This window comes from Pseudomonas sp. NPDC087185 (assembly GCF_044744955.1).
GTDB lineage: Bacteria > Pseudomonadota > Gammaproteobacteria > Pseudomonadales > Pseudomonadaceae > Aquipseudomonas.
Genome location: NZ_JBIUZK010000002.1, coordinates 44009 through 70792, shown reverse-complemented (window position 1 = coordinate 70792; position 26784 = coordinate 44009). Strand labels below are relative to the sequence as shown.

The window sequence follows — 26784 nt, the reverse complement described above, 5'->3', positions numbered from 1 at the left end:
AATCAGTTGTTGTAGAGGTCGATGATCGCGCTGACCGCCTGGGTCTTCACCTTGGCCAGGTCATTACGGGCCTGCTCGATACGGTCGAGGTAGGCTTCGTCGATGTCGCCGGTGACGTACTCACCGTTGAACACCGCGCAATCGAAGTGCTCGATCTTGATCTTGCCGCCACCGACCGATTCGATCAGGTCAGGCAGGTCCTGGTAGACCAGCCAGTCGGCGCCGATCAACTCGGCCACCTGTTCGGTGGTACGGTTGTGGGCGATCAGTTCGTGAGCGCTCGGCATGTCGATGCCGTAGACGTTGGGGTAACGTACTGCAGGGGCTGCGGAGCAGAAGTAGACGTTTTTCGCGCCGGCTTCGCGGGCCATCTGGATGATCTGCTTGCAAGTGGTGCCACGCACGATCGAATCGTCGACCAGCATCACGTTCTTGCCGCGGAACTCCAACTCGATGGCGTTGAGCTTCTGGCGTACCGATTTCTTGCGCGCAGCCTGGCCGGGCATGATGAAGGTACGGCCGATGTAGCGGTTCTTGACGAAACCTTCGCGAAACTTCACGCCCAGGCGGTTGGCCAGCTCCAGCGCGGCGGTACGGCTGGTGTCCGGGATCGGGATGACCACGTCGATGTCATGCTCCGGGCGCTCACGCATGATCTTCTCGGCGAGTTTCTCGCCCATGCGCAGACGTGCCTTGTACACCGAAATGCCGTCGATGATCGAGTCCGGGCGCGCCAGGTACACGTGCTCGAAGATGCACGGCTGCAGCTTAGGGCTCTCGGCGCACTGCTTGGTGTACAGCTGGCCTTCTTCAGTGATGTACACCGCTTCGCCCGGCGCCAGGTCGCGGATCAGGGTGAAGCCGAGCACGTCCAGGGCAACGCTTTCCGAGGCGATCATGTACTCGACGCCTTCGTCGGTGTGACGCTGGCCGAACACCACCGGGCGGATGCCGTTCGGGTCGCGGAAACCGACGATGCCGTAGCCGGTGACCATTGCCACCACCGCGTAACCGCCAACGCAACGGCTGTGCACGTGGGAAACCGCGGCGAACACATCTTCTTCGGTCGGCTGCAGCTTGCCGCGCACTGCCAATTCATGGGCGAACACGTTCAACAGCACTTCCGAGTCGGAGTTGGTGTTGACGTGACGGAGGTCGGACTCGTAGATCTCCTTGGCCAACTGCTCGACGTTGGTCAGGTTCCCGTTGTGCGCCAGGGTGATGCCGTACGGCGAGTTGACATAGAACGGCTGGGCCTCGGCCGAGGTCGAGCTGCCCGCAGTCGGGTAGCGAACGTGGCCGATGCCCATGTGGCCGACCAGGCGCTGCATGTGGCGCTGCTGGAAGACATCGCGCACCAGGCCATTATCCTTGCGCAGGAACAACCGGCCGTCGTGGCTGGTCACGATACCGGCAGCGTCCTGGCCGCGGTGCTGGAGGACCGTAAGCGCGTCATACAGCGCCTGATTGACGTTCGACTTACCGACGATACCGACGATGCCACACATGCGACGCAACCCCTACTTTGATGAAACTTGAGTGAATAGCGCTCAAGGCTTTGCAGGCCCGAGCAACTGTTCCTTGAACGGAAGATCAGCCGGAGTGCTGATCATCCCACTGGACATCCACTGGCTGGAGAAACCCAGAATCAGGTTTTTGGACCAGTCAGCGACCAATAGAAATTGTGGTATCAGGCGAGATTCCTGCCACCAGGGATCCTGTTGCACCGGCCCCAGGCTGAGCAGGCCGATGGCCACAACCACCAGCAAGCCACCGCGCGCGGCGCCGAAGGCCATGCCGAGAAAGCGATCGGTACCGGACAACCCGGTCACGCGGATCAGCTCGCCGACGAGGAAATTGACCATTGCCCCCACCAGCAGGGTGGCGACGAACAGAATGGCGCAGCCGGCGATGATGCGCATCGACGGGGTCTGGATATAGCTTTCAAGGTACACCGAGAGCGACCCGCCGAACATCCAGGCGACTGCGCCAGCAATGATCCAGATGAGCAGTGACAAGGCTTCCTTGACGAAGCCGCGCTTGAGACTGATCAGTGTGGAAACGGCGATGATCGCGATGATCGCCCAATCAACCCAGGTAAATGCCACGGTGCTGCCTGCAGACGTTTGAGGCGGCGCATTTTACCAGAGCAAAGGGCTGTGGGTAAGCAGAATGTCAGGTCGTTTGGCAGCGCTTCATTTACGGCGCGAGCCTGCTGCCACAGGCTTTTCGTGGACCCTGAAGTCAAGAAAAGCCAGTGACAGCAACGCCGCAGCGATCCGCACCAAGCGTCAACCACGCTCCGGCTGGAAGCGCACCACGAAACCCTTCAGGTTCTGCTTGCGGTTGATCGCATCGCGCACTCGCTCAGCCTCGGCACGCTCGATCAATGGCCCGACATACACACGGTTCATGCCACCGGCCGAACGGATGTAGGCGTTGTAGCCCTGGCTACGCAACGTATTCTGCAGGCTTTCGGCACCGGCACGATTGGACAGGCTGGCCAGCTGGATGGACCAGCTCACCGGCAAGCCATTGACGTCGACTTTCGACGGCGCACTGGCGGTAGCCGCGGGCGCAGCCGTCGTAGCCGGGCGCGTTTCAACCTTGGCCGCGGGCGTTGGCACCGGCGTCTGCGGCTTGGGCTGCACCTGCGCCTGAGTCTGCGGCGATGGCGTGATCGGCTGGCTGGGCGTAGTGACCGGCGCGGTGGACTCATCAATCACCACCGGCGGCTGCTGCGACTCTTCAGGCAGGGCTTGAGGCTCGGGCACCGCAACCGGCTCCACCTTGACTTCAGGCAGGCTCGGCATCGCCGGGGCCTGCGGGGCCTCGACGCGCACCTGGCGCATCTCGTCCTCGCGGCTGAACAGCATCGGCAAGAAGATCACCGCCAGTGCCACCAGCACCAACGCACCCACCATGCGCTGTTTCATCCCTTTATCCAGCACTGCCATCTACTCACCCCTCCAGGGCATGCCGCTCCAGCCATTCCAGGGCCTCGGCGACACAGAAAAACGAACCGAACAGCAGGATCTGGTCATCTGCCGTCGCCTGCGCGCATTGCCCTTCGAGGGCGGCGTCGACACTGGCATAAGACTTCACCGCGGCGCCGCAGTTCGTCAAGGCATCCGCAAGCTCGCCGGCCGGACGGCTGCGTGGCGATTGCAACGGGGTTACCGCCCAATCGTCGACCAGCCCCCTCAAGGGCTCGAGGACGCCTGCCAGGTCCTTGTCGGCGAGCAGACCGAAGACCGCCAGGCGGCGACCATTGCGCGGTCGCGCCGACAGGCGACGCGCCAGGTACTCTGCCGCATGGGGGTTATGCCCCACATCCAGCAGAAGCTCCACGCGCTTGCCTTGCCAGTTGACCGTGCGACGGTCCAGGCGCCCGGTGATACGGGTGTCGAGCAACGCCTGGCGAACCTGCCCGGCATTCCAGCGCAAGCCCATCAGCAGGTAGGCCTGCAGCGCCAGGGTGGCGTTTTCCATCGGCAGGTCGAGCAACGGCAGATCGCGCAGTTCTACCGACGCGCCATCGGCTGAGGTGCCACGCCAGTGCCAGGCATTTTCGACGCTGACCAGATCGAAATCCCGGCCACGCAAGAACAATGGCGCCGTCAGTTCAAGCGCCTTGTCCAGCAGCGGCTGAGGCGGATCCAGGTCACCACACAGCGCAGGCTTGCCCGGGCGGAAGATACCGGCCTTTTCAAAGGCCACCAGCTCGCGGGTGTCGCCCAGGTAATCGACATGGTCGACGCCGATGCTGGTAACCAGTGCCAGATCGGCATCGACCACGTTCACGGTGTCCAGACGGCCACCAAGGCCCACTTCGAGCACCACGGCATCCAGCGCGGACCGATGGAACAGCCAGAATGCCGCCAGGGTGCCCATTTCGAAGTAGGTCAGGGAAGTCTCGCCCCGCGCCGCCTCGACGGCGGCGAAGGCTTCGCACAGTTGCTCATCACTGGCCTCATGGCCTTCGATCAGCACCCGTTCGTTGTAGCGCAGCAGGTGGGGGGAGCTGTACACGCCAACCTTGAGCCCCTGGGCACGCAACAGCGACGCCACGAAGGCGCAGGTCGAGCCCTTGCCGTTGGTGCCGGTGACCGTCACCACCCGCGGCGCCAGCTTGCCCAGCGCCAGCCGGGCAAGCACCTGTTGCGAACGTTCCAGCCCCATGTCGATGGCCGACGGGTGCAGTTGCTCGAGGTAGGCGAGCCATTCGCCCAGGGTTCTTTCTTTCATCACGCGACCGCAACGGCCTCACGTGCCTGCTCAGGGGTTTCCTGACCGGTCATCTGTGCCAGCAGGCGCGCCAGGCGTGGACGCAGCTCGCCACGCGAGATGATCAGGTCGATGGCGCCGTGCTCCAGCAGGAACTCGCTGCGCTGGAAGCCTTCCGGCAGTTTTTCGCGCACGGTCTGCTCGATCACGCGCGGGCCGGCGAAACCAATCAGCGCCTTCGGCTCACCGACGATGACGTCGCCGAGCATTGCCAGGCTGGCGGAAACACCGCCGTAAACCGGGTCGGTCAGCACGGAGATGAACGGGATGCCTTCTTCACGCAGGCGCGCCAGCACAGCCGAGGTCTTGGCCATCTGCATCAGCGAGATCAGCGCTTCCTGCATACGGGCGCCACCGGAGGCCGAGAAGCAGATCATCGGGCAGCGGTTTTCCAGGGCATAGTTGGCGGCGCGCACGAAGCGCTCACCGACGATGGCACCCATCGAGCCACCCATGAAGGAGAACTCGAAGGCGCTGACCACGATCGGCATGCCCATCAGGGTGCCGCTCATGGAGATCAGCGCATCTTTCTCGCCGGTCTGCTTCTGCGCACCGGTCAGGCGGTCCTTGTACTTCTTGCCGTCACGGAACTTCAGGCGGTCGACCGGCTCCAGCTCGGCGCCCAGTTCGGCACGGCCTTCGGCGTCGAGGAAGATGTCGATGCGCGCACGTGCGCCGATGCGCATGTGGTGGTTGCACTTGGGGCAGACATCCAGGGTCTTTTCCAGCTCCGGACGATACAGCACGGCCTCGCAGGCTGGGCACTTGTGCCACAGGCCTTCTGGCACCGAACTCTTCTTCACCTCGGAACGCATGATCGAAGGGATCAGTTTGTCGACTAACCAGTTGCTCATGCTCTATTTCTCCAGTATTGGCAGGCGGGGACCGGTCTGGCCGGCGCTGCCCTGCCCTTTGAGCTCAAATTCTTCAATGAAACGATGACGACTCGGCCACCGGGGCTGCCAGCGTACCGCGCCGTCTTCAATGTGTGCTTTGGCTGCCCGGCACGCCGGCAGCCGCCCCGCAGGGCTGCGATAGCTATGGACGATGGCGCGCAGCCAGCCGTCACATCTGGCATCACGCCTGTTTTACCGCCTGCATGAACGCTTCGATCTTCGCCGCGTCCTTGATGCCTTTTGCCTGCTCCACACCACCACTGACATCCACCGCATACGGCCGCACCTGGGCGATGGCCTGGCCGACGTTGGCAGCAGACAACCCGCCGGCGAGAATGATCGGCTTGCTCAGCCGTGCCGGCACCAACGACCAGTCGAACGCCTCACCGGTACCGCCAGGCACGCCGGCAACATAGGTGTCGAGCAGGATGCCACGGGCGCCGGAGTAAAGCTGGCAAGCCGCCTCGATATCGTCACCCGGGCGCACCCGCAGCGCCTTGATCCAGGGGCGGTGGTAGCCCTCGCAATCGGCCGGGGTTTCATCGCCGTGGAACTGTAGCAGGTCCAGCGGCACCACTTCGAGGATCTCGCCAAGGTCGCAGCGCGAGGCGTTGACAAACAAACCGACCGTGGTCACGAACGGCGGCAGCTCGGCAATGATCGCCCGCGCCTGACGCACATCCACGGCACGCGGGCTCTTGGCGTAGAACACAAAACCGATGGCATCGGCACCCGCCTCGGCGGCGGCCAGTGCGTCTTCGATGCGGGTAATCCCGCAGATCTTGCTGCGAACGATGCTCATGGACTGCAAACCCTGGGAGACCACTGAAAGGCCCGATGGTAGCAAAAGCCTTTTCAGCCGTCAGTCGGCCAACGCTTCATAGCCGGTTAGAAAGTGTGGGCCGATGTAACGCTGGGGCAGCTGGAATTCCTCCGGGTACTCCACCTGCACCAGGTACAGGCCGTAAGGATGCGCCGTCACGCCACCTTCACGGCGGTTGCGCCCTTCCAGCACTTCACGGGCCCAGCTCGCCGGGCGCTCGCCCGCACCAATGGTCATCAGCACACCGGCGATGTTGCGCACCATGTGGTGCAGGAACGCGGTGGCACGCACGTCCAGCACGATCATCTGGCCATGGCGGGTCACGCGCAGGTGATGGATATGCTTGATCGGCGACTTGGCCTGGCACTGGCTGGCACGGAAGGCGCTGAAGTCATGGGTGCCGAGCAGATACTGGGCAGCCTCGGCCATGCGCTCGACATCCAGCGGACGGTGGTTCCAGGTCACCTCCTCGGCCAGGTGCGCCGGGCGGATCGGGTCGTTGTAGATGACGTAACGATAGCGCCGTGCGGTGGCCTTGAAGCGCGCATGGAAGTCCGCCGGCATCGGCCGCGACCAGACCACACTGATGTCGTGGGGCAGGTTGAAGTTGGTGCCCAGGGTCCAGGCGCGCTCATCGCGAACGGCGCGGGTGTCGAAATGCACGATCTGCCCGCACCCGTGCACGCCAGCATCGGTGCGTCCGGCACAGAGCACGCTGATCGGCTCGTTGGCCACTTTCGACAGGGCCTGCTCCAGCGCCTGCTGGACACTGGGCACGCCGCTGGCCTGGCGCTGCCAGCCGCGGTAGCGCGAGCCTTTGTATTCCACGCCCAGGGCAATGCGGGTAAAGCCTGCGGCGGCCGATTCGGAGGCGGTGTCGATGATGTCCAAGCGCGTGAAACCTGTGGGAAAAACGGAATGGCGGGGATTATAACGACAACGGCAGCCTTGTTGGGCTGCCGTTGGCTTGGTGGTGCCGCTACCTGCCTCAGACCAGGCGGGAGAGCATCTCCTCGGCTTCCTGACGCTGCGTGTCGTCGCCATCCTTGACCACTTCGTCGAGGATGTCGCGCGCGCCCTGGTGGTCGCCCATGTCGATGTAGGCCCGCGCCAGGTCGAGCTTGGTGGCCACTTCGTCACTGCCGGAGAAGAAGTCGAAGTCCAGGTCGTCCAGTGGCTCCTGCTCCAGCGCCGCATCTGCAGCGGTGAAATGCGGCTCCAGCGACGGTGATTCGAGGTTCTGCGACAACTTGTCCAGCTCGGCGTTGACGTCACTGAGCTCCGAGGCAAAGCTCTGCGCAGCCGGCGACTGGTCATCCAGCGAAAGCGACAGGTCGAAGTCTTCTGGCAATTCGAGCTCGGAAATCGGATCGAACGCCGGCATGGCGTCGAATGCCGCCAACTCGGCAGCAACGTCCACCGGCTCTTCCGTGCCTGCCTCAGGCAGGCTCGGCTCGCCAATATCCAGATCGAAGTCGGCCAGATCGTCGACACCCTGTGGCTCGGCCTGGGCCTGGGCGAGCAAGGCCTCGAAATCGGCATCGGCGTCGGTTTGTGGCTCGTCAGCCGTGGCAGCCGGCTCATCTTCTGCCTGCAGCTGCGCCAGGGTGGCGTCATCCAGCATGGGCGGTTCGAGGTCGTCCAGCGGCAGATCGTCGCCGAGGCTCAGGTCGAATGCGCTGTCCAGGTCATTGTCATCGAGGGCTGGCGCATCGGTAACGGCTTCAGCGGCGGGCTCGACCTCCGGCTCAGGCGTCAACTCAGGCTCCGGCTCCGCTTCCGGCTCGACGGCGACCGGTGGCTCTGGCTCGACATCGGCAACGTCTTGCACCTCAGGCTCCACCGCCGCTGGTGTTTCCGGCTGATCCTGCAGCAGATCCTGCACGTATTGCTCATCTAGCTCGGCAGCCAGTGCAGCAGCACCCAGGCCCGCCGCAGCGATGCCCAGCATGGCCGGGAAACGCTCCTTGAGCCCGTTGACCTGCGCGATGTTGTCATCGTTACCGGGCAACTTGCGCTCTTGCTCGACAAAGGCGCTGTGATCACCCTGGCGCGCATACACTTCCATCAGCTTCAGGCGCAAGCCGTCATGCTCCGGCTGCGCCGCGACAGCCGCTTCCAGCAAGTCGGCCGCATGATTCAAGCGACCGCGGGCCAGGCTCTGTTCGACTTGGGCCAACAGCTCGGCGTGCGGATCCTGGGCATCCACCGGTTCTGCAACCGGGGCTGGCGTGACGGGTTTTTCCGCAGCCGTGGCCGCAGCAGCCGAAGCCGCTACCACCGCCGGCGACAGGGTCACGCTCGGGGCCGAAACATCCAGCTCATCGAAGCTGCTTGCAGGCAGGTCGAGGTCCGGGCTGCGTTCGCCCTCCTCGGACAGCGCACGCGCCATGCGCAGGTGCTTTTCGGCCTCCTGCTGGGCATTGCGCCTGCGGAGCAACAGCAATATCAGGAGCAGCAAAACAAGAATGGCCGAACCTGCAATCAGGCCAAGCAAGAGCGGGTTACCCAACAACTCATCCAGCGCGCTTGGCTGTTGCGCGACCGGCGCATGTTCGCCAGCGGCGACAGTTTCAGGTGCGGTGTCGACGGCCGCCGGCGCCGGTGTCACGACGGGCTCGACAGGGGGCACCTGGGCAGGGTCAGCAGGCTGCGCCGGAGCCGGCTCGGCGGGCACCGTGGCGGCAGGCGCGGCATCACCGGCGGCACCCTGTGCCTCCAGGCGCGCCAGCTGGTCGTTTTTCAGCTGGATCAACTTCTGCAGCTTGTCCAGCTGGCTCTGCAGGTCGGTCATCCGGCTCTTGAGTTCATCATTGTCACGACGGCTGGTGTCCAGGCTCTCCTGAGCCACGGCCAATTTGTCGTTGAGCGCCTTGGCGCCGGCACCTGCCTGGTTGCCCGGGCTGACCAGGCGCAGGTTGTCGCCCTGGGCGATACGCTCCGGCGCCGCATCGGCGGCACCCCGCCGGGTAGCATCCAGCTGCCGCGCACGCGGGCCCAGGCGGCGACCTTCACGCCAGGCCGCGTACTGCTCGGCCACTTCGCGATTCGCCTCGCCCTGCGGGATGCTCTGCACCTGCTGCTGATCAGGCAGGCGCAATACCTGGCCAACCTTCAGCTGGTTGATGTTGTTACCGATGAACGCATCCGGGTTCAGCGCCTGGATAGCGATCATGGTCTGCTGCACCGAGCCGCCACCCTGGGTATTGCGCGCAGCAATCTGCCACAAGGTATCCCGGCGCTTGGTGGTGTAGCTGCCAGCACTGCTGGTGGCCGGCGTGACATTGGCCGCGCCAGGCTGCTCGCCTTGGGCCTTGGCCTGGTCGAGCAGGACGCTGTAGTCACGCAGCAGGCGGCCCTGGGGCCACATCACCTGGACCAGGAACTTGACCACCGAACCCGGCAGCGGCTGGCTGGAGGTAACCCGCAGCACGCTCTTGCCGTTGGGGTTGATCACCGGGGTGAAGGTGAGGTCTTCGAGGTAGGTCGGATAACTCACCCCGGCCTTGCTGAACTCTTCCGGCGGCGCCAGGCTCGGCGCCACTTCGGCAGCGGTGAGGTCGCGCACGTCGAGCAATTCGATCTCGGCGTCCAGTGGCTGGTTCTGCGCCGACTTGAGCGTCAGCTCACCCAACCCCAGGGCATTCGCCATGCCAGACGACAGCGCCGACGCTGCCGCCATGGCCAGAACCAGTTTGCGAATTCGAAGCATGACCTCTTCCCTTGTATGAATCGTCCCAAAACCGCATGCGATGTAGGACAAAATTGCTCGCCAGTATCTTTTACGCCATGCGTTTAATCAACAATTGCGCCACCTGCACGGCGTTGAGCGCGGCGCCCTTGCGCAGGTTGTCGGTGGTCAGCCACAGGTTGAGCTGCTGGTCTTCGTCGATACCACGGCGTACACGACCAACATAGACCACGTCTTGGCCTACTGCGTCACCGACCGGGGTCGGATAATCATCGCGCTCGACCAGTTCGACGCCGCCTGCGCCTTCCAGCGCGGCATTGACCGCCCCCAGATCGACCGGATTACGGCTTTGTACCGCCACACTGAAGCTATCGCCGAAAAACACCGGGACTTGAATGCAGGTCACGGAAATCTTCAGTTCGGGCTGATTCAGCAGTACCCGCAGCTCGCTGACCAGGCGCTGCTCCAGGCCGGTGTGGCCTTGCTCGTCGACTGCGCCGACCTGGGCCAGCAGGTTGAATGCCACCTGGCGATCGAAGAAGCGCGGCTCCAGGGGGCGAGCATTGAGCAGCTCGGCGGTCTGCCGGGCCAGCTCGTTGACCGCTTCGCGGCCCTGGGCAGACACCGCCAGGGCAGCCATGACCTGCACCCGCTCGATACCCAGCAGGCCTTTGAGAGGCGCCAGCGCAACGGCCAGGGCCACCGCTGCAGAGCTTGGGCTGGCCAGCCGCGCCGGCAACTGGAGGTTGGCGATGCTGTCGGCATTGGCCTCAGGCACCACGGCGAGTGCGTCATCCAGGCCGCCGGACAGGTCGATGACCGTGCAACCGGCCGCATACGCCTTGCTCGCAAAGCTGCGGCTGACAGCGGGGCTGGCGGCGAAGAAGGCCAGTTTGACCTGGGCGAAGTCGAAGCTGTCGACTTCGCGCACCTTGATCTTCTTGCCAGCGAACATCACGCTACTGCCCGCCGACTCCATGCTGGCCAGCAAGTGCAAGGTCGCAACCGGAAAATGCAGTTCTTCGAGGATCTGTACGAGGGTTTCACCGACACTGCCGGTGGCACCAACGACGGCGATATCCAGGGCTTGGGTCATGGAGGGGATCCTTATGCTGAAACGGCGGGGGCGGCACTTTACTCGGATTGTACCGCTTTGTCTGTGCTGGCCTTATCCACCGACCGGCATAAAAAAACCCGCGCTGTTGCCAGCGCGGGTTTTTATCGACACAGAACGATCAACGCTCCAGCAGGATCCGCAGCATGCGCCGCAGCGGCTCGGCAGCACCCCACAGCAGCTGGTCGCCGACGGTGAACGCACCCAGGTACTGGGAACCCATGTTCAGCTTGCGCAGACGGCCAACCGGAATGTTCAGGGTACCGGTGACGTTGGTCGGGCTCAGCTCCTGCATGCTGATTTCGCGCTGGTTCGGCACCAGCTTCACCCATGGGTTGTGCTGGCTGATCATGCCTTCGATATCGGCCAGCGGCACGTCCTTGTTCAGCTTGATGGTCAGTGCCTGGCTGTGGCAGCGCATGGCGCCAATACGCACGCAGATGCCATCGACCGGAATCGGGCTCTTGAAGCGACCGAGGATCTTGTTGGTTTCGGCCTGGGCCTTCCACTCTTCACGGCTCTGGCCGTTCGGCAGTTCCTTGTCGATCCAGGGGATCAGGCTGCCGGCCAGCGGCACGCCGAAGTTCTCGGTCGGGTAGGCTTCGCTGCGCATGGCCTCGGCAACCTTGCGGTCGATGTCGAGGATGGCCGCAGCCGGGTTGGCCAGGTCATCGGCCACGGCGGCGTGGGTAGCCCCCATCTGCTTGATCAGCTCCCGCATGTTCTGCGCGCCGGCACCGGAGGCCGCCTGGTAGGTCATGGCGCTCATCCACTCGACCAGGCCAGCTTCGAACAGACCACCCAGGCCCATCAGCATCAGGCTGACGGTGCAGTTGCCGCCGATGTAGTTCTTGGTACCGGCATCGAGCTGCTGGTCGATCACCTTGCGGTTGACCGGGTCGAGCACGATAACGGCATCGTCCTGCATGCGCAGCGACGAGGCGGCATCGATCCAGTAACCCTGCCAGCCGGCTTCACGCAGCTTGGGGAAGACCTCGTTGGTGTAGTCGCCGCCCTGGCAGGTCAGGATCACGTCGAGGGTCTTGAGTTCTTCAATCGAATAAGCGTCCTTGAGCGGAGCAATATCCTTGCCCACGTTCGGGCCCTGGCCACCGACATTGGAGGTGGTGAAGAACACCGGCTCGATAAGGTCGAAGTCCTGCTCCTCCAGCATCCGCTGCATGAGCACGGAACCGACCATGCCGCGCCAACCGATCAGACCTACACGTTTCATCGCAACTACACCTTTGCTAAAAGTGGGCCGCCACCGACCAAAAACGGTGGCGGGCCAGAGAGATTACAGATTCCGCAGCGCTGCGACTACTGCGTCGCCCATTTCCTGCGTACCGACTTTGGTGCAACCGGCCGACCAGATGTCACCAGTGCGCAAGCCCTGGTCCAGCACCAGGCTGACCGCCTGCTCGATGGCCTCGGCCGCGGCGTGCTCGTTGAAGCTGTAACGCAGCATCATCGACACCGACAGAACGGTCGCCAGCGGGTTGGCGATGCCCTGGCCGGCGATGTCTGGCGCCGAGCCGTGGCAAGGCTCGTACATGCCCTTGTTGTTGGCGTCCAGCGATGCCGAAGGCAGCATGCCGATGGAACCGGTCAGCATGGAAGCCTCATCCGACAGGATGTCACCGAACATGTTGTCGGTCACCACCACGTCGAACTGCTTGGGCGCACGCACCAGCTGCATGGCGGCGTTGTCGACGTACATGTGGCTCAGCTCGACGTCCGGGTAGTCCTTGGCCACTTCCTCGACCACTTCACGCCACAACTGGCTGGAGGCCAGGACGTTGGCCTTGTCCACCGAGCAGAGCTTCTTGCCGCGCACGCGCGCCATGTCGAAGCCGACGCGGGCGATGCGGCGCACTTCGCTTTCGCTGTATGGCAAGGTGTCGTAAGCCTGGCGCTCGCCGCCTTCCAGCTCACGCTGGCCACGCGGTGCACCGAAGTAGATGCCACCGGTCAGCTCACGCACGATGAGGATGTCCAGGCCTGAAACGATTTCCGCCTTGAGCGACGAGGCATCGGCCAGTTGCGGGTAGAGAATGGCCGGGCGCAGGTTGGCGAACAGGCCCAGTTGCGAGCGGATTTTCAGCAGGCCGCGCTCTGGGCGGATGTCACGCTCGATCTTGTCCCACTTCGGGCCACCCACGGCGCCCAGCAGCACGGCGTCGGCCTGGCGCGCGCGCTCCAGGGTCTCGTCGGCCAGCGGCACGCCGTGCTTGTCGATGGCAGCGCCGCCGATCACGTCATGCGCAAGGCTGAAGCCAAGCTGGAACTTGTCGTTGGCCAGTTCCAGCACTTTGACCGCCTCGGCCATGATTTCCGGGCCAATACCATCACCTGGGAGAATCAGAATCTGCTTGCTCATGCTTTCCTCTATCCATTCAAGCGGCGCGGCCAGCTCGGCCGCACCGTAAAATATTCAGCGCTCAGCCCACAACACGATGACATCGGTGCTGAACGAACCATCGGCTTCGATCTGGTAATACTCCCGCACTTCCTCGCCCATGGCGTGCTGCAACTGGCGAATAGCCACGCGCAGCGGCTCGGGTGTGCGCATGCGCTCGACCCACGAAGCCCACTCCAGGCGCAGGCGCTGACGGGTGTGGCTGCGGGCATGCAGGCCGGCTTCGCTGACCTGGCGCTGCCACTCGGCGGCAGAATAATCGCGTACGTGGCTGGTGTCGCGTAGCACTTCGACTGTCTGCAGGTAAGTGTCGAGCAGCGGGCTGCCCGGCGACATCACGTCGATGAACGCGGCCACCCCACCCGGCTTCAGCACCCGACGCACTTCGCGCAGGGCTACACCCAGGTCGCTCCAGTGGTGCGCCGAATAGCGGCTGAAGACGAAGTCGAACGAGGCATCGGCAAACGGCAGGCGCTCGGCAGCGCCGCGCTCGGTGGTGATATTGCCCATGCCACGCTCGGCGGCGGCGCTGGCCACCACATCGAGCATCGACTGCGACAGGTCGTAGGCGACCACCTCTGCCACCAACGGCGCAACGTGGAAGCTGACATGACCGGCACCGCAGCCCAGGTCCAGCACGCGAGCCGCGCCCTGCCCTGCCAGCTCGGCCTGCAGCAGGGCAAATTCGCTGCCCTGGGCGTGCACCGCACTGCTGAGGTAGGCGCTGGCCTGTTCGCCGAACTGGCGTTGGACCACATCGGTGTGGGTGGTGCTGGTCATGGTGTTTCCCTCTGGTTTCAGGTTGCTTGTACTGCCGCTATCGCCGGCAAGCCGGCGCCTACAGAGACTCCACAAGCGCCAAGACCTGTGCAGTACTTGTGGGAGAGCCGGCTTGCCGGCGATGAGGCCAGCAAACCCAACTGCATCACTCAGGCATCCCGAAACAGCCAAGGCTGCGCGGCACGGTGCTTGCCTTCGAACGCCTTGATCGCATCGCTGTCCTGCAGGGTCAGGCCGATGTCGTCGAGGCCGTTGAGCAGGCAGTGCTTGCGGAAGGCGTCGACCTCGAAGTGCAACACCTTGCCGTCCGGGCGCGTCACCGCCTGCGCCTGCAGGTCGATGGTCAGCTGGTAGCCCGGGTTGGCTTCGACCTGCTTGAACAGCTCGTCGACTTCCTCATCGCTCAAGATGATCGGCAGCAGACCGTTCTTGAAGCTGTTGTTGAAGAAGATGTCGGCAAAGCTTGGCGCGATCACGCTGCGGAAGCCGTATTCGTCCAGCGCCCAAGGGGCATGCTCACGGCTCGAACCGCAGCCGAAGTTTTCCCGCGCGATCAGCACGCTGGCGCCCTGGTAACGCGCGTGGTTGAGCACGAACTCCTGGTTCAGCGGGCGTTTGCTGTTGTCCTGGTAAGGCTGGCCCACGTCCAGGTAGCGCCACTCGTCGAACAGGTTGGGGCCAAAGCCCGTGCGCTTGATCGACTTGAGAAACTGCTTGGGGATGATCTGGTCGGTGTCGACGTTGGCACGGTCCAACGGCGCAACGAGGCCGGTGTGCTGGGTAAAGGCTTTCATGCTGCGCTCCCTTGGATCAACTCGCGGACATCGATGAAGTGGCCGGTCACCGCAGCGGCGGCGGCCATGGCCGGGCTGACCAGGTGGGTACGGCCACCAGCGCCCTGACGGCCTTCGAAGTTGCGGTTGGAGGTGGACGCACAGTGTTCGCCGCTTTCGAGGCGGTCCGGGTTCATTGCCAGGCACATCGAGCAGCCCGGCTCACGCCATTCGAAACCCGCCTCGAGGAAGATCTTGTCGAGGCCTTCACGCTCGGCCTGCGCCTTGACCAGGCCGGAGCCCGGCACGACGATGGCCTGCTTGACGGTGGCAGCCACCTTGCGGCCCTTGGCGATTTGGGCCGCGGCGCGCAGGTCTTCGATGCGCGAGTTGGTGCACGAGCCGATGAACACGCGGTCCAGGTGGATATCGGTGATCGCCTGGTTGGCGCTCAGGCCCATGTACTTCAAGGCACGTTCGATCGAACCACGCTTGACCAGGTCGGCCTCGGCAGCCGGGTCCGGCACGCGCTGGTCGACGGCCAGGACCATCTCGGGCGAGGTGCCCCAGCTGACCTGCGGCTTGATTTCGGCTGCATCGAGCTCGACCACGGTGTCGAACACTGCATCGTCATCGGAGACCAGGTCTTTCCACGACTCGACTGCGCGCTCCCACTGCTCGCCTTTCGGCGCGTACGGACGGCCTTCGACATACGCGACGGTGGTGGCATCGGTGGCGACCAGGCCAACCCGCGCACCGGCCTCGATGGACATGTTGCAGATGGTCATGCGGCCTTCCATGGACAGTTCACGGATGGCGCTGCCGGCAAATTCCATGGCGTGGCCGTTGCCACCGGCGGTACCGATCTTGCCGATCACGGCAAGCACGATGTCCTTGGCAGTGACGCCGGCAGGCAGGGTGCCTTCGACGCGTACCAGCATGTTCTTCATCTTCTTGGCGACCAGGCACTGGGTAGCGAGCACGTGCTCGACCTCGGAAGTGCCGATGCCATGGGCCAAGGCACCGAAGGCGCCATGGGTAGAGGTGTGCGAGTCGCCGCAGACCACGGTCATGCCCGGCAAGGTGGCACCCTGCTCCGGGCTGATGACATGGACGATGCCCTGACGCACGTCATTCATCTTGAATTCGACGATGCCGTATTCGTCACAGTTCTCATCGAGGGTCTGCACCTGCAGGCGCGACACCTGGTCGACGATGGCTTCGATTCCGCCCTTGCGTTCCGGCGTGGTCGGCACGTTGTGGTCGGGCGTGGCGATGTTGGCATCGATGCGCCACGGTTTGCGCTGGGCCAGACGCAGGCCTTCGAAAGCCTGGGGCGACGTCACTTCGTGGATGATATGGCGGTCGATGTAGATCAAGGAGGAGCCGTCATCACGGCGCTTGACCTCATGGGCTTCCCAGAGTTTGTCGTAGAGCGTTTTGCCAGCCATCAGACTGTTCCTCATCAGCGTCTTTCTATGCCAAAGACCCCTTGGCTTGTACGGACGATGCTATGGGTTTAGATTGAATTACTCAAATTCATAATTTTTATGCTTTGGATAACCAAAAGGAATTCAAGCTGTGGACCTGGCCAACCTGAGTGCATTCATCGCCATTGCCGAAACAGGCAGCTTTTCCGGCGCTGGCGAGCGCCTGTTCCTGACACAGCCGGCCATCAGCAAGCGCATCGCCGGGTTGGAGCAACAACTGGGCGTGCGCCTGTTCGATCGCCTTGGCCGGGAAGTGACCTTGACCGAAGCTGGCCGGGCACTGTTGCCGCGTGCTTATCAGATCCTCAACGTTCTAGATGATACTCGACGCGCACTGACCAATTTGACTGGGGAAGTGAGCGGTCGCCTGACCCTCGCCACCAGTCACCACATCGGCCTGCACCGCCTGCCCCCGCTGCTGCGGGCGTTTACCCGGCAGTACCCGGCGGTAGCATTGGATATTCAGTTCCTCGATTCAGAAGCGGCCTACGACGAAATACTCCATGGCCGCGCCGAAATAGCCGTGATTACCCTGGCACCCGAGCCCCACCAGCTGGTCAAGGCCGTTGCGGTGTGGGATGACGCCCTGGATTTCGTCGCCGCCCCCGAGCACCCGCTGGCCAGCAATACCGAGGTCAGCCTTGCCGACGTTGCGCGCCACCCGGCGGTGTTCCCCGGCGGCAACACATTTACCCACCATATCGTCCAGCGCCTGTTCGAAAGCCAAGGCCTGACCCCGAACATCGCCATGAGCACCAACTACCTGGAAACCATAAAGATGATGGTCTCCATCGGCCTGGCCTGGAGCGTGCTGCCGCGCACCATGCTCGACGATCAGGTTGCACCCATCGCTTTACCCGGCATACAGCTGTCACGCCAGCTAGGCTACATACTGCATACCGAGCGAACGCTGTCGAACGCGGCCAGGGCCTTCATGGCCCTGCTCGACAGTCATGCAGGGTCCGCCTGACCGGTCGTCAGCCCGGCACTTCCAACTCAAGGACGCGTCAACCGCCAAAGGTCTGGTACCAATGCCCAAATCAGCAAACCGCTTTCCGCGCCTGCCGCGTATCCCTGCGGCCGACCCTCAGGAGTCGGAACAGGCCTGGCAGAACGCCCCGCAGCTGCTGGCCGCGCTCAACGGCGCACGCCTGGGGGCCTGGCTCTGGGACATCGACAGTGGCCGGGTGAGTTGGTCACGTGGCACCCAGGCCCTGTTCGGCTTCGACCCGCAGCGCCCCTTGCCCAACGACATCGACTACCTCGACCTGCTGCCCGAAGAAGACCGCGCCCGCACCCGCCAGCTGTTCCAGGCAGTGGTCAACGGCGAACCTGCCGAGAAAGCCATGCGCCATCGCATCCGCTGGCCGGACGGCAGCCTGCACTGGCTGGAAATCAACGGCAGCCTGACCCACGACCGCCAGGGCCGACCGCAGATGATCGGGGTGATCCGCGAGATCACTCGCCAGCGCGAACGGGAAACCGCGCTGATCAACTCGGAAAAGCGCTTCGCCACGCTGTTTCACCTGAGCCCCAACGCGATCCTGCTCACGCGCCGCAACGACGGCATGATCTTCGAGGTCAACCAGCACTTCGAAGACATCTTCGGCTGGCCCGGCGACCAGGTGATCGGCAAGACCAGCCTGGAACTGGGCCTGTGGGTGAACCCCGAGCAACGCTACCAGGTGCTCGAAACGATCCGCGCCAGCGGCGGCCCGGCGATCATGGAAGTGCAGTTCCGCGCCAGCACCGGCAAGGTCCACGACGGCATCCTGTGCACCCAGGCGATCGAGCTGGAAGGCGTGACCTTCCTGCTCAGCACCTTCGTCGACACCTCCGAGCGCAAACGCGCCGAACAGGCGCTCAAGGACAGCCAGGAACGCCTCGACCTGGCCCTGGACTCGGCGCAACTGGGTACCTGGGACTGGCACATCCCCAGCGGCATGCTCTACGGCTCGGCCCGCGCCGCGCAGTTGCACGGGCTGGAGCCGATGCCCTTTCATGAATCCTTCGACGCCTTCTTCGAGGGCGTACCGGAAGAAGAACGCGATTCAATGCGCCAGGCTTACCGCAGCCTGCGCGAAGGCCCGGCGGGCAACTACCAGATCACCTACCGCGTACAGCTGGATAACGGCGCCTCGCGCTACATCGAGAGCCGCGCACGCCTGTACCGCGACGACCTCGGCAAGCCGCTGCGCATGGCCGGCACCTTGCTCGACATCACCGAGCAAGTGGAGCGCGAACTGCGCCTGAGCGCGTCGGAGGAGAAGTTCGCGAGCCTGTTCCAGGTCAGCCCCGATCCGATCTGCGTGACGCGCCAGGACTCCGGCCAGTTCATCGAGATCAACCCGGCATTTACCCATACTTTCGGCTGGAGCGCGGAGCAGGTGATCGGCCGTACTGCCGAAGAAATCGGCCTGTGGGCCGAGTCGATCGAGCGCGCCCAACGCATCGAGCGGGTGATCCGCGAGCAGGCCTTGAGCAACGTTGCCGTGGTGGTCAACCACCGCAACGGTTCACCGCTGACCTGCGTGATATCCAGCCGCCTGATCAGCGTCGACAACCAGCCCTGCAGCGTCACCACGCTGCGCGACATCACCCAGCAGCAACGCTCCGAGGCGGCGCTCAAGTCCAGTGAAGAGAAGTTCGCCAAGGCGTTTCACTCCAGCCCTGACGCCATCACCATCAGCGAACGCCGCAGCGGGCGTTACGTGGAGGTCAACGACGGCTTCTGCCGGCTGACCGGCTACAGCAACGCCGAGGTGATCGGCCGCAGCGTCTACGACCTGGGCATCTGGGCCGATGACAAACAGCGCAACGCCCTGCTCGCCGAACTCAAGGAGCGTGGCCGCGTGCACCACCGCGAAATGCTCGGGCGCAACAAGCGTGGCGACATCCTGACCGTGGAAGTGTCGGTCGAGCCCATCAGCCTCAACGAGGTCGACTGCCTGCTGCTTACCGCCCGCGATGTCAGCCAGCTGAAGAACGCCCAGGCGCAGATCCGCCACCTGGCCTACCACGACCCGCTGACCAACCTGCCCAACCGCGCGCTACTGATGGACCGCCTGAGCCAGCAGATCGCCCTGTTGCGCCGGCACAACCTGCGCGGCGCCCTGCTGTTCCTCGACCTTGACCACTTCAAGCACATCAACGACTCGCTTGGGCACCCGGTCGGCGACACGGTGCTGAAGATCATCACCGCCCGCCTCGAAGCCAGCGTGCGCCTGGAAGACACCGTGGCGCGCCTGGGCGGCGATGAGTTCGTGGTGCTGCTCAGTGGCCTGGAAGGCAGCCGCGAGGCAGTTGAGCACAAGGTCCGCGAGCTGGCCGACACCCTGCGCGAGCTGCTCGCCGAACCGATGTCGCTGGACGGCCAGCGCCTGCAGGTAACACCAAGCATCGGCGTGGCACTGATCCCCGACCACGGCGCCACACCGGCCGACCTGCTCAAACGCGCCGACATCGCCTTGTACCGGGCCAAAGACTCGGGCCGCAACACCACCCAGTTGTTCCACACCACCATGCAGAAGGCCGCCAGCGAGCGCCTGCGCATGGAAAACGACCTGCGCCTGGCCCTGGCCCGCGGCGAACTGGCGTTGCACTTCCAACCCCAGGTGGATGCCCGCGACAACCGCATCGTCGGCGCCGAAGTCCTGTTGCGCTGGCACCACCCGCAACTGGGCCAGCAGCCGCCGGCGCAGTTCATTCAGGTATTGGAAGAAAGCGGCCTGATCCTCGAAGTTGGCAGCTGGATACTCGACGAAGCCTGTGATGCCTGTGCGCACATGCTAGAAGACGGGCTGATCGACGCCGGCGATTTCAGCTTGTGCGTGAACATCAGCCCGCGGCAGTTCCGCCAGAACGACTTCGTCGAGCGGGTATTGCGCAGCCTGGACGACTACCGCCTGCCACGGCACATGCTCAAGCTGGAGATCACCGAAGGCATCGTGATCCAGAACCTGGAAGACACCATCAGCAAGATGCGCGAGTTGAAACGCTACGGGGTGAGCTTCGCCATGGACGATTTCGGCACCGGCTATTCCTCGCTCACCTACCTCAAGCGCTTGCCCGTGGACGCGCTGAAGATCGACCAGACCTTCGTTCGCGACGCCCCGGTGGACCCCAATGACGCCGAGATTGTCCGCGCCATCGTCGCCATGGCCCGCAGCCTCGACCTGGCAGTGATCGCCGAGGGCGTGGAGCTGACTGAGCAGCTGGAGTTTCTCGAACGGCTGGGGTGCCACCTGTACCAGGGCTACCTGCACAGCCGGCCGCTGCCGCTACCAGAGTTCAGGCAGATGCTGCTGGAGGCGCCGGCGGACTATTGACCACGAAAAAGGGCACCCGAAGGTGCCCTTTTGTTCATCCCGCCGAACTCAGTTCAGCACAGGCTTTTCGCCATTGATCGGGATGCGCTTGGCCTTGGCTTCTTCCGGCACGATGCGCAGCAGGTCGATGCTGAGCAGGCCATTGGCCAGGCCGGCGGATTTGACCTCGATATGGTCAGCCAGGCGGAACGACAGCTTGAACGCGCGCTGGGCAATGCCCTGGTGCAGGTAGGTCACCTCTGCGGCGGCGTTTTCGCGCTTGCCGCCGATCACCGTCAGGACGCCTTTTTCGACCTGAAGGTCGAGGTCCTGCTCCTGGAAACCGGCTGCGGCAACCACGATGCGATAGTGGTCATCGCCATGTTTTTCAACGTTGTAGGGAGGGTAGCTGCTACCCGCCTCGTTACGTGCCGCAGACTCGAAAAGGTCATTGAACCGGTCGAAGCCGACGGAGTGGCGGAAAAGGGGTGCGAGAGAGAAAGCGCTGGTCATGGTCATAAACTCCTGAAATTCAGCAAGTAAGTCATTACGCGACCCGACTTCGGCATCGCGTACTGAATAAATGAGGTTCAGGAAATCGCTTTCAAGGGTGGCAAGAAAAAAATTTTGCGCTGACTTCAACGGCCCTTTTTGTGGGAAAGGCCCGCGAAGAGGCCAGATCAGGCAACGCATGCCTCAAATGCCTGCACCTGCACGCCAAGCAACCGGCTGATGCGCTGGCAATCATCCTCGCGCCGCAGCTCGGCAAACAGCACCACCGCCTCCGGATAGCTGCGCGTCAGCATCGCCAGCCACTGCTTCATACGCCCGGGCGCATAGCGCGGCGACAGCTTGGCCTGGGCCTGGCGCCAGAATTCGCGCAGCAACGGCAACAGCGCTTCCCAACTCATCGGCTGGTACTCATGCCCGTCACGCGCGGCAGCGATCTGCAACGCGAGGTCCGGCCGCGACACCAGCCCTCGCCCGAGCATGATGTCCTCGGCGCCGCTGACCTCACGGCAACGCCGCCAGTCGTCCACGGTCCAGATCTCGCCATTGGCGAACACCGGCACCTTGACCACGTCCTGCACCCGCGCCACCCATTCCCAATGGGCCGGCGGCTTGTACCCTTCGACCTTGGTGCGGGCATGCACCACCAGATGCGCCGAGCCCCCTTCGGCCAGGGCCGTGGCGCACTCCAGCGCACCGTCCGGGCTGTCGAAGCCCAGGCGCATCTTCGAGGTGACCGGAATGTGCGCCGGCACGGCGCGGCGCACTTCACGCACGATGGCATGCAGCAACTCCGGCTCCTTGAGCAGCACCGCGCCGCCGCGCGACTTGTTCACGGTCTTGGCTGGGCAGCCGAAGTTCAGGTCGATCACCGGCGCGCCCAACTCACAGGCCAACGCCGCGTTTTCGGCCAGGCAGACCGGATCGGACCCCAGCAACTGCACACGCATGGGCACGCCGGCAGCCGTGCGCGCGCCCTGGCGCAGCTCAGGCGCGAGCTTGTCGAACGAGGAGGCTGGCAGCAGGCGGTCGCACACGCGGATGAACTCGGTGACGCACCAATCGATGCCGCCCACTCGGGTCAGGACGTCGCGCAGGATGTTGTCGACCAGCCCCTCCATCGGGGCCAGGGCAATTTGCATTTCGGGGTCTCGCCGGGAAAAGGCGGCAGTCTAGCAAAAAAAACCGGCAGTTCAGGCGCCGATCAGCGCCGGACCATACCCGTCGACGAATTCCGCCGGCATGCGCTTGGGCTTGCCGCTGGACAGCTCGATGCAGGCGAAGGTGGTCTGCGCCCGCAGCAGGGTCACGCCATCACGCGGGCGCTTGAGCTGGAAGCGCCGGGTCATGCGCAAGCGCTGGTCCCAGTCGATGATCCAGGTCGCCAGCTGCAGCTCGTCGTCCTCATAGGCGGCGGCGAGGTAGTCGATTTCATGGCGCACCACTGCCATGGCCCGGTCCAGGCGCCGGTATTCGGCCAGGTCCAGGCCCAGGCGCTGGGAATGGCGCCAGGCGCAACGCTCCAGCCAGGTGACATATACCGCGTTGTTGGCGTGGCCGAGGCCGTCGATGTCCTCGCTGCCGACGCGCAGGTCGATGATGAATGGCGTTGCCAGGTCCCAGCTCATGCCCGCTCCCAATGTCAGTGAACGGGCAGAGTGTATCGGATGTTCAGGCGCTTTGCCGCGCGGGTGTGCTGGCACGCTCGAGCAATTCGAGCACCGCCTCGCTCAGCCGCGGGTCGGCCAGCACACGCTGGTGGCCACCCTCCTCCAGCCGCAGCAGGCGGCTATCGAACCAGGCCTTGTGGATGACCTCGGCTTCGCTGGCGGCCACCAGCGCATCATCGGCGGCGTGCACCACCAGCCCCGGCAGCTCCAGCTGATAACCACTGACATCCAGGCGGTTGATCTGCATACCGACGTCCCTTTCGACCTGGCGGATGAACGCCGCCCTGGCCCGTGCCGGCAGCCCCAGGTGCCGGGCGAAGCCGCGCAGCACGCCGAGCAGCTGCGCCGGCGCGGCGATGCTCACCGCCGCTTCGGCGCGCAGCCCCATCTGCAGCGCCAGCATGACACTGGCACCGCCCATGGAGTGGCCGATCACGGCGCGCAGCGGCGGCAGTTCGGCGGCAGCCTCGAGCAGGGCACGGGCAAACAGCACCACATGCGCCTGTTGCCCGGGCGAGCGCCCGTGGCCGGGGCCTTCCAGCGAGACCACGGTGTGCCCGGCCTTCACCAGGGTTTCGATCAGCGCGGCAAACTGGGTCGGGCGCCCTTCCCAGCCGTGCATCAACAGCACGGTCGGGCCTTTGCCCCAACGCAAGGCGGACAACCCAAAACGCAAGGTGATGCGCTCGGCGCTCGCCAACAGGGGTAATTCCCACTGCCTTGGCGGCAGGTTGCGCGGGGTCATGAAGGCACGGCGCATCTTGCCGGCGACATGCTCGGGGGCCAGTCGGCCGAGGGTGCCATTCACACCACGAATCCAGCTCAGGGTAGTCATCGCCTTGCTCCAGGGTCTGAGGCTTAGATAACCGCCGACTTGGCGGCGCGCAGAATACGGTCGGACAACTCGCCAGTGCCCAGCGCACGGGCCAGCGCCAGACCACCAATCATCAGAGCCAGGTCGGCCAGGGCCTTGTCGGCATCTTCGGGGCGATCAACCATCGCCGCAGTCATCAGCTCGACATGCTCGGCCAGCACCTCACGAAACACCTCCGGCAGGCGCTGCATCTCGCCAATCGAATTGGGCAGCGGGCAGGCATGCACTTCGGCATCACGGTGCTTGCGCGACAGGTAGAAGGCACTCACCAGTGCCCGCCGCGCCTCCCCGTCCAGGCTCGGATCAACTTGGGCCAGCAAGGCCCGGCGCTCGCTGAGCAGCTGCCGGAATGCCTCCAGCATGAGCTCGTCCTTGCTGTCGAAGTGCGCGTAGAAACCACCGACGGTAAGGCCAGCAGCCCCCATGACCTGGCTGACGCTCGGCTCGGCGGGGCCGTGCTGGATCAACGCGCTACGGGCGGCTTCGAGAATGCGTTCGCGCGTTCTGGTTTTCTTGTCACTCATGGACGGCTCGCCGGCAAAATATGATGATTGAAATATTATTCTCATCATATTTTTTGGCAAGCACCATTTGCAACCGTTTATCGGCGTGCATTTTATGAAGGGGGAGAAAAACAAAAGGCCCATTCAATAAGCGAATGAGCCTTTAAAGTCCCGCAAAACGCGGGTAAACGTGGCGTCCCCTAGGGGACTCGAACCCCTGTTACCGCCGTGAAAGGGCGGTGTCCTAGGCCACTAGACGAAGGGGACGTAACCTTCGCGAAGGTTCACTGATGTGAACCCTGGCTAAATTGGTGGAGCTAAGCGGGATCGAACCGCTGACCTCCTGCATGCCATGCAGGCGCTCTCCCAGCTGAGCTATAGCCCCGAAAACAAAAGGCTCATCCAATATGCGAATGAGCCTCTTTAAGCCCCGCAAAACGCGGGTAAAAGTGGCGTCCCCTAGGGGACTCGAACCCCTGTTACCGCCGTGAAAGGGCGGTGTCCTAGGCCACTAGACGAAGGGGACGTAACCTTCGCGAAGATTCACCGAAGTGAACCCTGGCTAAAATTGGTGGAGCTAAGCGGGATCGAACCGCTGACCTCCTGCATGCCATGCAGGCGCTCTCCCAGCTGAGCTATAGCCCCGGATTTCTAGCCTCTCGGCCCAGCGACATCATAAAGCATCGCTTGTGCGAAACTGGCGTCCCCTAGGGGACTCGAACCCCTGTTACCGCCGTGAAAGGGCGGTGTCCTAGGCCACTAGACGAAGGGGACGAACCTTCTTACCTTCAAGACCCGGTTGCTGGACCCGATCTTGCTCGACAGCCTTGGCTGCCAAGCGGAATTTGGTGGAGCTAAGCGGGATCGAACCGCTGACCTCCTGCATGCCATGCAGGCGCTCTCCCAGCTGAGCTATAGCCCCACAATGTCGCTTTGAACTGAATCACCGGCTGGGTGCCTGGCGCTTCGTTTCGTTCATCGCTGTGGACGGGGCGCATATTAAGATCGGATTGCAAAGCTGTCAAACGAAATTTTGAAAATATTCAAAAGTTTTTTCACAGATAACAACCACTTACCGCCCTGCCCCGGTTCTTCGGGGTTAGCTGGACCTGTGGGAGCGGGCTTGCCCGCCCCACAGGCTAGGTGCAAACCTGAATCAGGCGATGTTCGCCAGCAGCTTTTCCCACTCTTTGTTTTCTTTCTTCGACACACCACCCAGCAGGTCCAGCGCCTGACGCAGGCGGTAGCGGGTCAGGTCAGGGCCGAGGATTTCCATGGCATCGAGCACCGATACCGAGCTGGCCTGGCCAGTGATGGCGGCGAACATCAGCGGCATGGCATCACGCAGCTTCAACTCCAGCGCTTCGACCACCGCCTGGATGCAGCCGGTGATGCGCTCTTTTTCCCACTGACGCAGGCTTTCCAGCTTCCACAGGATCAACTGCACTACCTGACGCACCTGGTCGGCAGACAGCTTCTTGCTCTCGAACAGCTTGGCGTCCAGCTTCAACGCACCTTCGAAGAAGAACCCACCCAGCGGGGCGACCTGGCTGAAGGTTTCGACCCGGCCCTGCACGTGCGGGGCGATCTTCATCATGTAGTCGCTGTTGAACGCCCACTTCTGCACGCGCGCAGCGAACTCTTCCACCGGCAGCTCACGCAGCCACTGGCCGTTGAGCCAGGACAGCTTCTCGATGTCGAAGATCGGGCCACCCAGCGAAATACGCGACAGGTCGAAGTGCTCGACCATCTCGGCCAGGGAGAACTTCTCGCGCTCGTCCGGCATCGACCAGCCCATGCGGCCCAGGTAGTTGAGCATCGCCTCGGGCATGAAGCCCATACGCTCGTAGAAGGTCACCGAGGTCGGGTTCTTGCGCTTGGACAGCTTGCTCTTGTCCGGGTTACGCAGCAGCGGCATGTAGCACAGCTTGGGCTGCTCCCAGCCGAAGTATTCGTACAGCTTGATCAGCTTAGGCGCCGACGGCAGCCACTCTTCGCCGCGCAGCACGTGGGTGATGCCCATCAGGTGGTCGTCGACCACGTTGGCCAGGAAGTACGTCGGCAGGCCGTCGTTCTTCATCAGCACCTGCATGTCCATGCGGTCCCACGGGATCTCGACATCGCCACGGAGCATGTCGGGGACCACGCAGATGCCTTCGCTCGGCACCTTCATGCGGATCACGTGGGGCTCGCCAGCGGCCAGGCGGCGCTGCACTTCCTCGTCGCTCAGCAGCAGCGCGCGGCCGTCATAGCGCGGGGTTTCGCCGCGGGCCATCTGCTCGGCGCGCATCTGCTCAAGCTCTTCGGCGGTGCAGAAGCAGTAGAAGGCGTGGCCGGCATCAACCAGCTGCTTGGCATACTTGGCGTAGATTTCGCCACGCTCGCTCTGCCGGTATGGGCCGTGCGGGCCACCAACATCCGGGCCTTCGTTCCATTCGATGCCGAGCCAGCGCAGGGCGTCGAAGATCTGCTGCTCCGATTCGCGGGTCGAGCGCAGCTGGTCGGTGTCTTCGATGCGCAGGATGAACTCACCGCCGTGCTGCTTGGCAAAGCAGTAGTTGAACAGGGCGATGTAGGCGGTGCCGACATGGGGGTCGCCAGTGGGCGATGGCGCGATACGCGTGCGTACGGTGGTCATGGAGAGTCT

At 63.7% G+C, this 26784-nt stretch carries 22 protein-coding genes and 6 tRNA genes; 2 read left to right on the top strand and 26 right to left on the bottom strand.

Annotation, left to right across the window (positions count from 1 at the left end; genetic code table 11):
* Positions 1-2: 2 nt before the first annotated feature.
* From purF to leuC, 14 genes are all read right to left on the bottom strand, one after another.
* A complete protein-coding gene (gene purF / locus ACIPIJ_RS05620; protein WP_401073609.1) occupies positions 3-1508 on the bottom strand; it encodes an amidophosphoribosyltransferase in 1506 nt (501 codons plus the stop codon).
* Between the two features lie 42 nt (positions 1509-1550).
* Entirely contained in the window at positions 1551-2108 is a 558-nt protein-coding gene (locus tag ACIPIJ_RS05615) for a CvpA family protein (RefSeq protein WP_401073606.1), read from the bottom strand.
* Positions 2109-2291: 183 nt separating this feature from the next.
* Positions 2292-2957, bottom strand: coding sequence for an SPOR domain-containing protein (locus ACIPIJ_RS05610; RefSeq protein WP_401073603.1), 666 nt, complete (start codon positions 2955-2957; stop codon positions 2292-2294).
* Positions 2958-2961: 4 nt separating this feature from the next.
* Positions 2962-4248 (bottom strand): bifunctional tetrahydrofolate synthase/dihydrofolate synthase, encoded by a 1287-nt coding sequence (folC, locus tag ACIPIJ_RS05605; RefSeq protein WP_401073600.1) that lies wholly within the window; start codon positions 4246-4248, stop codon positions 2962-2964.
* Positions 4248-5141 carry an acetyl-CoA carboxylase, carboxyltransferase subunit beta gene (accD, locus tag ACIPIJ_RS05600; protein ID WP_401073597.1) on the bottom strand — a complete coding sequence of 298 codons (894 nt, stop codon included), beginning with the start codon at positions 5139-5141 and terminating at the stop codon, positions 4248-4250. The genes folC and accD overlap by 1 nt, the downstream gene beginning before the upstream one ends.
* A 223-nt stretch (positions 5142-5364) precedes the next feature.
* Positions 5365-5985: a phosphoribosylanthranilate isomerase gene (locus ACIPIJ_RS05595; RefSeq protein ID WP_401073594.1), complete on the bottom strand. Its 621-nt coding sequence runs from the start codon at positions 5983-5985 to the stop codon at positions 5365-5367.
* 60 nt (positions 5986-6045) lie between these two features.
* On the bottom strand, positions 6046-6897 hold the full coding sequence (gene truA, locus ACIPIJ_RS05590; RefSeq protein ID WP_401073592.1) for a tRNA pseudouridine(38-40) synthase TruA: 852 nt from the start codon (positions 6895-6897) through the stop codon (positions 6046-6048).
* A gap of 97 nt (positions 6898-6994) precedes the next feature.
* The gene (locus ACIPIJ_RS05585) at positions 6995-9718 is read right to left on the bottom strand and encodes a FimV/HubP family polar landmark protein (RefSeq protein ID WP_401073589.1); all 2724 of its coding nucleotides are present in this window, start codon (positions 9716-9718) and stop codon (positions 6995-6997) included.
* A 70-nt stretch (positions 9719-9788) separates the two neighbouring features.
* Positions 9789-10793: an aspartate-semialdehyde dehydrogenase gene (locus ACIPIJ_RS05580; RefSeq protein WP_401073586.1), complete on the bottom strand. Its 1005-nt coding sequence runs from the start codon at positions 10791-10793 to the stop codon at positions 9789-9791.
* Between the two features lie 139 nt (positions 10794-10932).
* On the bottom strand, positions 10933-12045 hold the full coding sequence (asd, locus tag ACIPIJ_RS05575) for an aspartate-semialdehyde dehydrogenase (protein WP_401073583.1): 1113 nt from the start codon (positions 12043-12045) through the stop codon (positions 10933-10935).
* 63 nt (positions 12046-12108) lie between these two features.
* A complete protein-coding gene (gene leuB / locus ACIPIJ_RS05570; protein WP_401073580.1) occupies positions 12109-13191 on the bottom strand; it encodes a 3-isopropylmalate dehydrogenase in 1083 nt (360 codons plus the stop codon).
* A gap of 54 nt (positions 13192-13245) precedes the next feature.
* Positions 13246-14010, bottom strand: a complete 765-nt coding sequence (locus ACIPIJ_RS05565) for a class I SAM-dependent methyltransferase (protein WP_401073577.1) — start codon at positions 14008-14010, stop codon at positions 13246-13248.
* Between the two features lie 149 nt (positions 14011-14159).
* Positions 14160-14804: a 3-isopropylmalate dehydratase small subunit gene (gene leuD / locus ACIPIJ_RS05560; protein WP_401073574.1), complete on the bottom strand. Its 645-nt coding sequence runs from the start codon at positions 14802-14804 to the stop codon at positions 14160-14162.
* Entirely contained in the window at positions 14801-16234 is a 1434-nt protein-coding gene (gene leuC, locus ACIPIJ_RS05555) for a 3-isopropylmalate dehydratase large subunit (RefSeq protein WP_401073571.1), read from the bottom strand. The genes leuD and leuC overlap by 4 nt, the downstream gene beginning before the upstream one ends.
* 130 nt (positions 16235-16364) lie before the next feature.
* Between leuC and ACIPIJ_RS05550 the strand changes: the two genes are divergently transcribed.
* Together ACIPIJ_RS05550 and ACIPIJ_RS05545 are read left to right on the top strand one after the other, a co-directional pair.
* A complete protein-coding gene (locus ACIPIJ_RS05550) occupies positions 16365-17243 on the top strand; it encodes a LysR family transcriptional regulator (RefSeq protein ID WP_401073568.1) in 879 nt (292 codons plus the stop codon).
* A gap of 61 nt (positions 17244-17304) precedes the next feature.
* Entirely contained in the window at positions 17305-20601 is a 3297-nt protein-coding gene (locus ACIPIJ_RS05545) for a PAS domain S-box protein (RefSeq protein WP_401073565.1), read from the top strand.
* 48 nt (positions 20602-20649) lie between these two features.
* On the opposite strand, the gene ACIPIJ_RS05540 is transcribed toward ACIPIJ_RS05545, so the two are convergent.
* The 12 genes from ACIPIJ_RS05540 to gltX form a co-directional block, all read right to left on the bottom strand.
* Positions 20650-21093: an Hsp20 family protein gene (locus tag ACIPIJ_RS05540; RefSeq protein ID WP_401075689.1), complete on the bottom strand. Its 444-nt coding sequence runs from the start codon at positions 21091-21093 to the stop codon at positions 20650-20652.
* 167 nt (positions 21094-21260) lie between these two features.
* Entirely contained in the window at positions 21261-22232 is a 972-nt protein-coding gene (locus ACIPIJ_RS05535) for a tRNA dihydrouridine synthase (protein ID WP_401073562.1), read from the bottom strand.
* 51 nt (positions 22233-22283) lie between these two features.
* Positions 22284-22718 carry an acyl-CoA thioesterase gene (locus tag ACIPIJ_RS05530; protein ID WP_400799044.1) on the bottom strand — a complete coding sequence of 145 codons (435 nt, stop codon included), beginning with the start codon at positions 22716-22718 and terminating at the stop codon, positions 22284-22286.
* 43 nt (positions 22719-22761) lie between these two features.
* Entirely contained in the window at positions 22762-23595 is an 834-nt protein-coding gene (locus tag ACIPIJ_RS05525; protein WP_401073559.1) for an alpha/beta fold hydrolase, read from the bottom strand.
* Positions 23596-23618: 23 nt separating this feature from the next.
* Positions 23619-24158: a TetR/AcrR family transcriptional regulator gene (locus tag ACIPIJ_RS05520; protein ID WP_401073556.1), complete on the bottom strand. Its 540-nt coding sequence runs from the start codon at positions 24156-24158 to the stop codon at positions 23619-23621.
* A gap of 170 nt (positions 24159-24328) precedes the next feature.
* Positions 24329-24404: transfer RNA gene (locus tag ACIPIJ_RS05515), tRNA-Glu, on the bottom strand.
* 42 nt (positions 24405-24446) lie between these two features.
* Positions 24447-24522: transfer RNA gene (locus ACIPIJ_RS05510), tRNA-Ala, on the bottom strand.
* A gap of 65 nt (positions 24523-24587) precedes the next feature.
* Positions 24588-24663: transfer RNA gene (locus ACIPIJ_RS05505), tRNA-Glu, on the bottom strand.
* Between the two features lie 43 nt (positions 24664-24706).
* Positions 24707-24782: transfer RNA gene (locus ACIPIJ_RS05500), tRNA-Ala, on the bottom strand.
* 53 nt (positions 24783-24835) lie between these two features.
* Positions 24836-24911 (bottom strand) — tRNA-Glu (locus ACIPIJ_RS05495).
* Positions 24912-24983: 72 nt separating this feature from the next.
* A tRNA-Ala gene (locus tag ACIPIJ_RS05490) sits at positions 24984-25059 on the bottom strand.
* 234 nt (positions 25060-25293) lie between these two features.
* Entirely contained in the window at positions 25294-26775 is a 1482-nt protein-coding gene (gltX, locus tag ACIPIJ_RS05485) for a glutamate--tRNA ligase (protein WP_401073554.1), read from the bottom strand.
* Between the last annotated feature and the right edge of the window lie 9 nt (positions 26776-26784).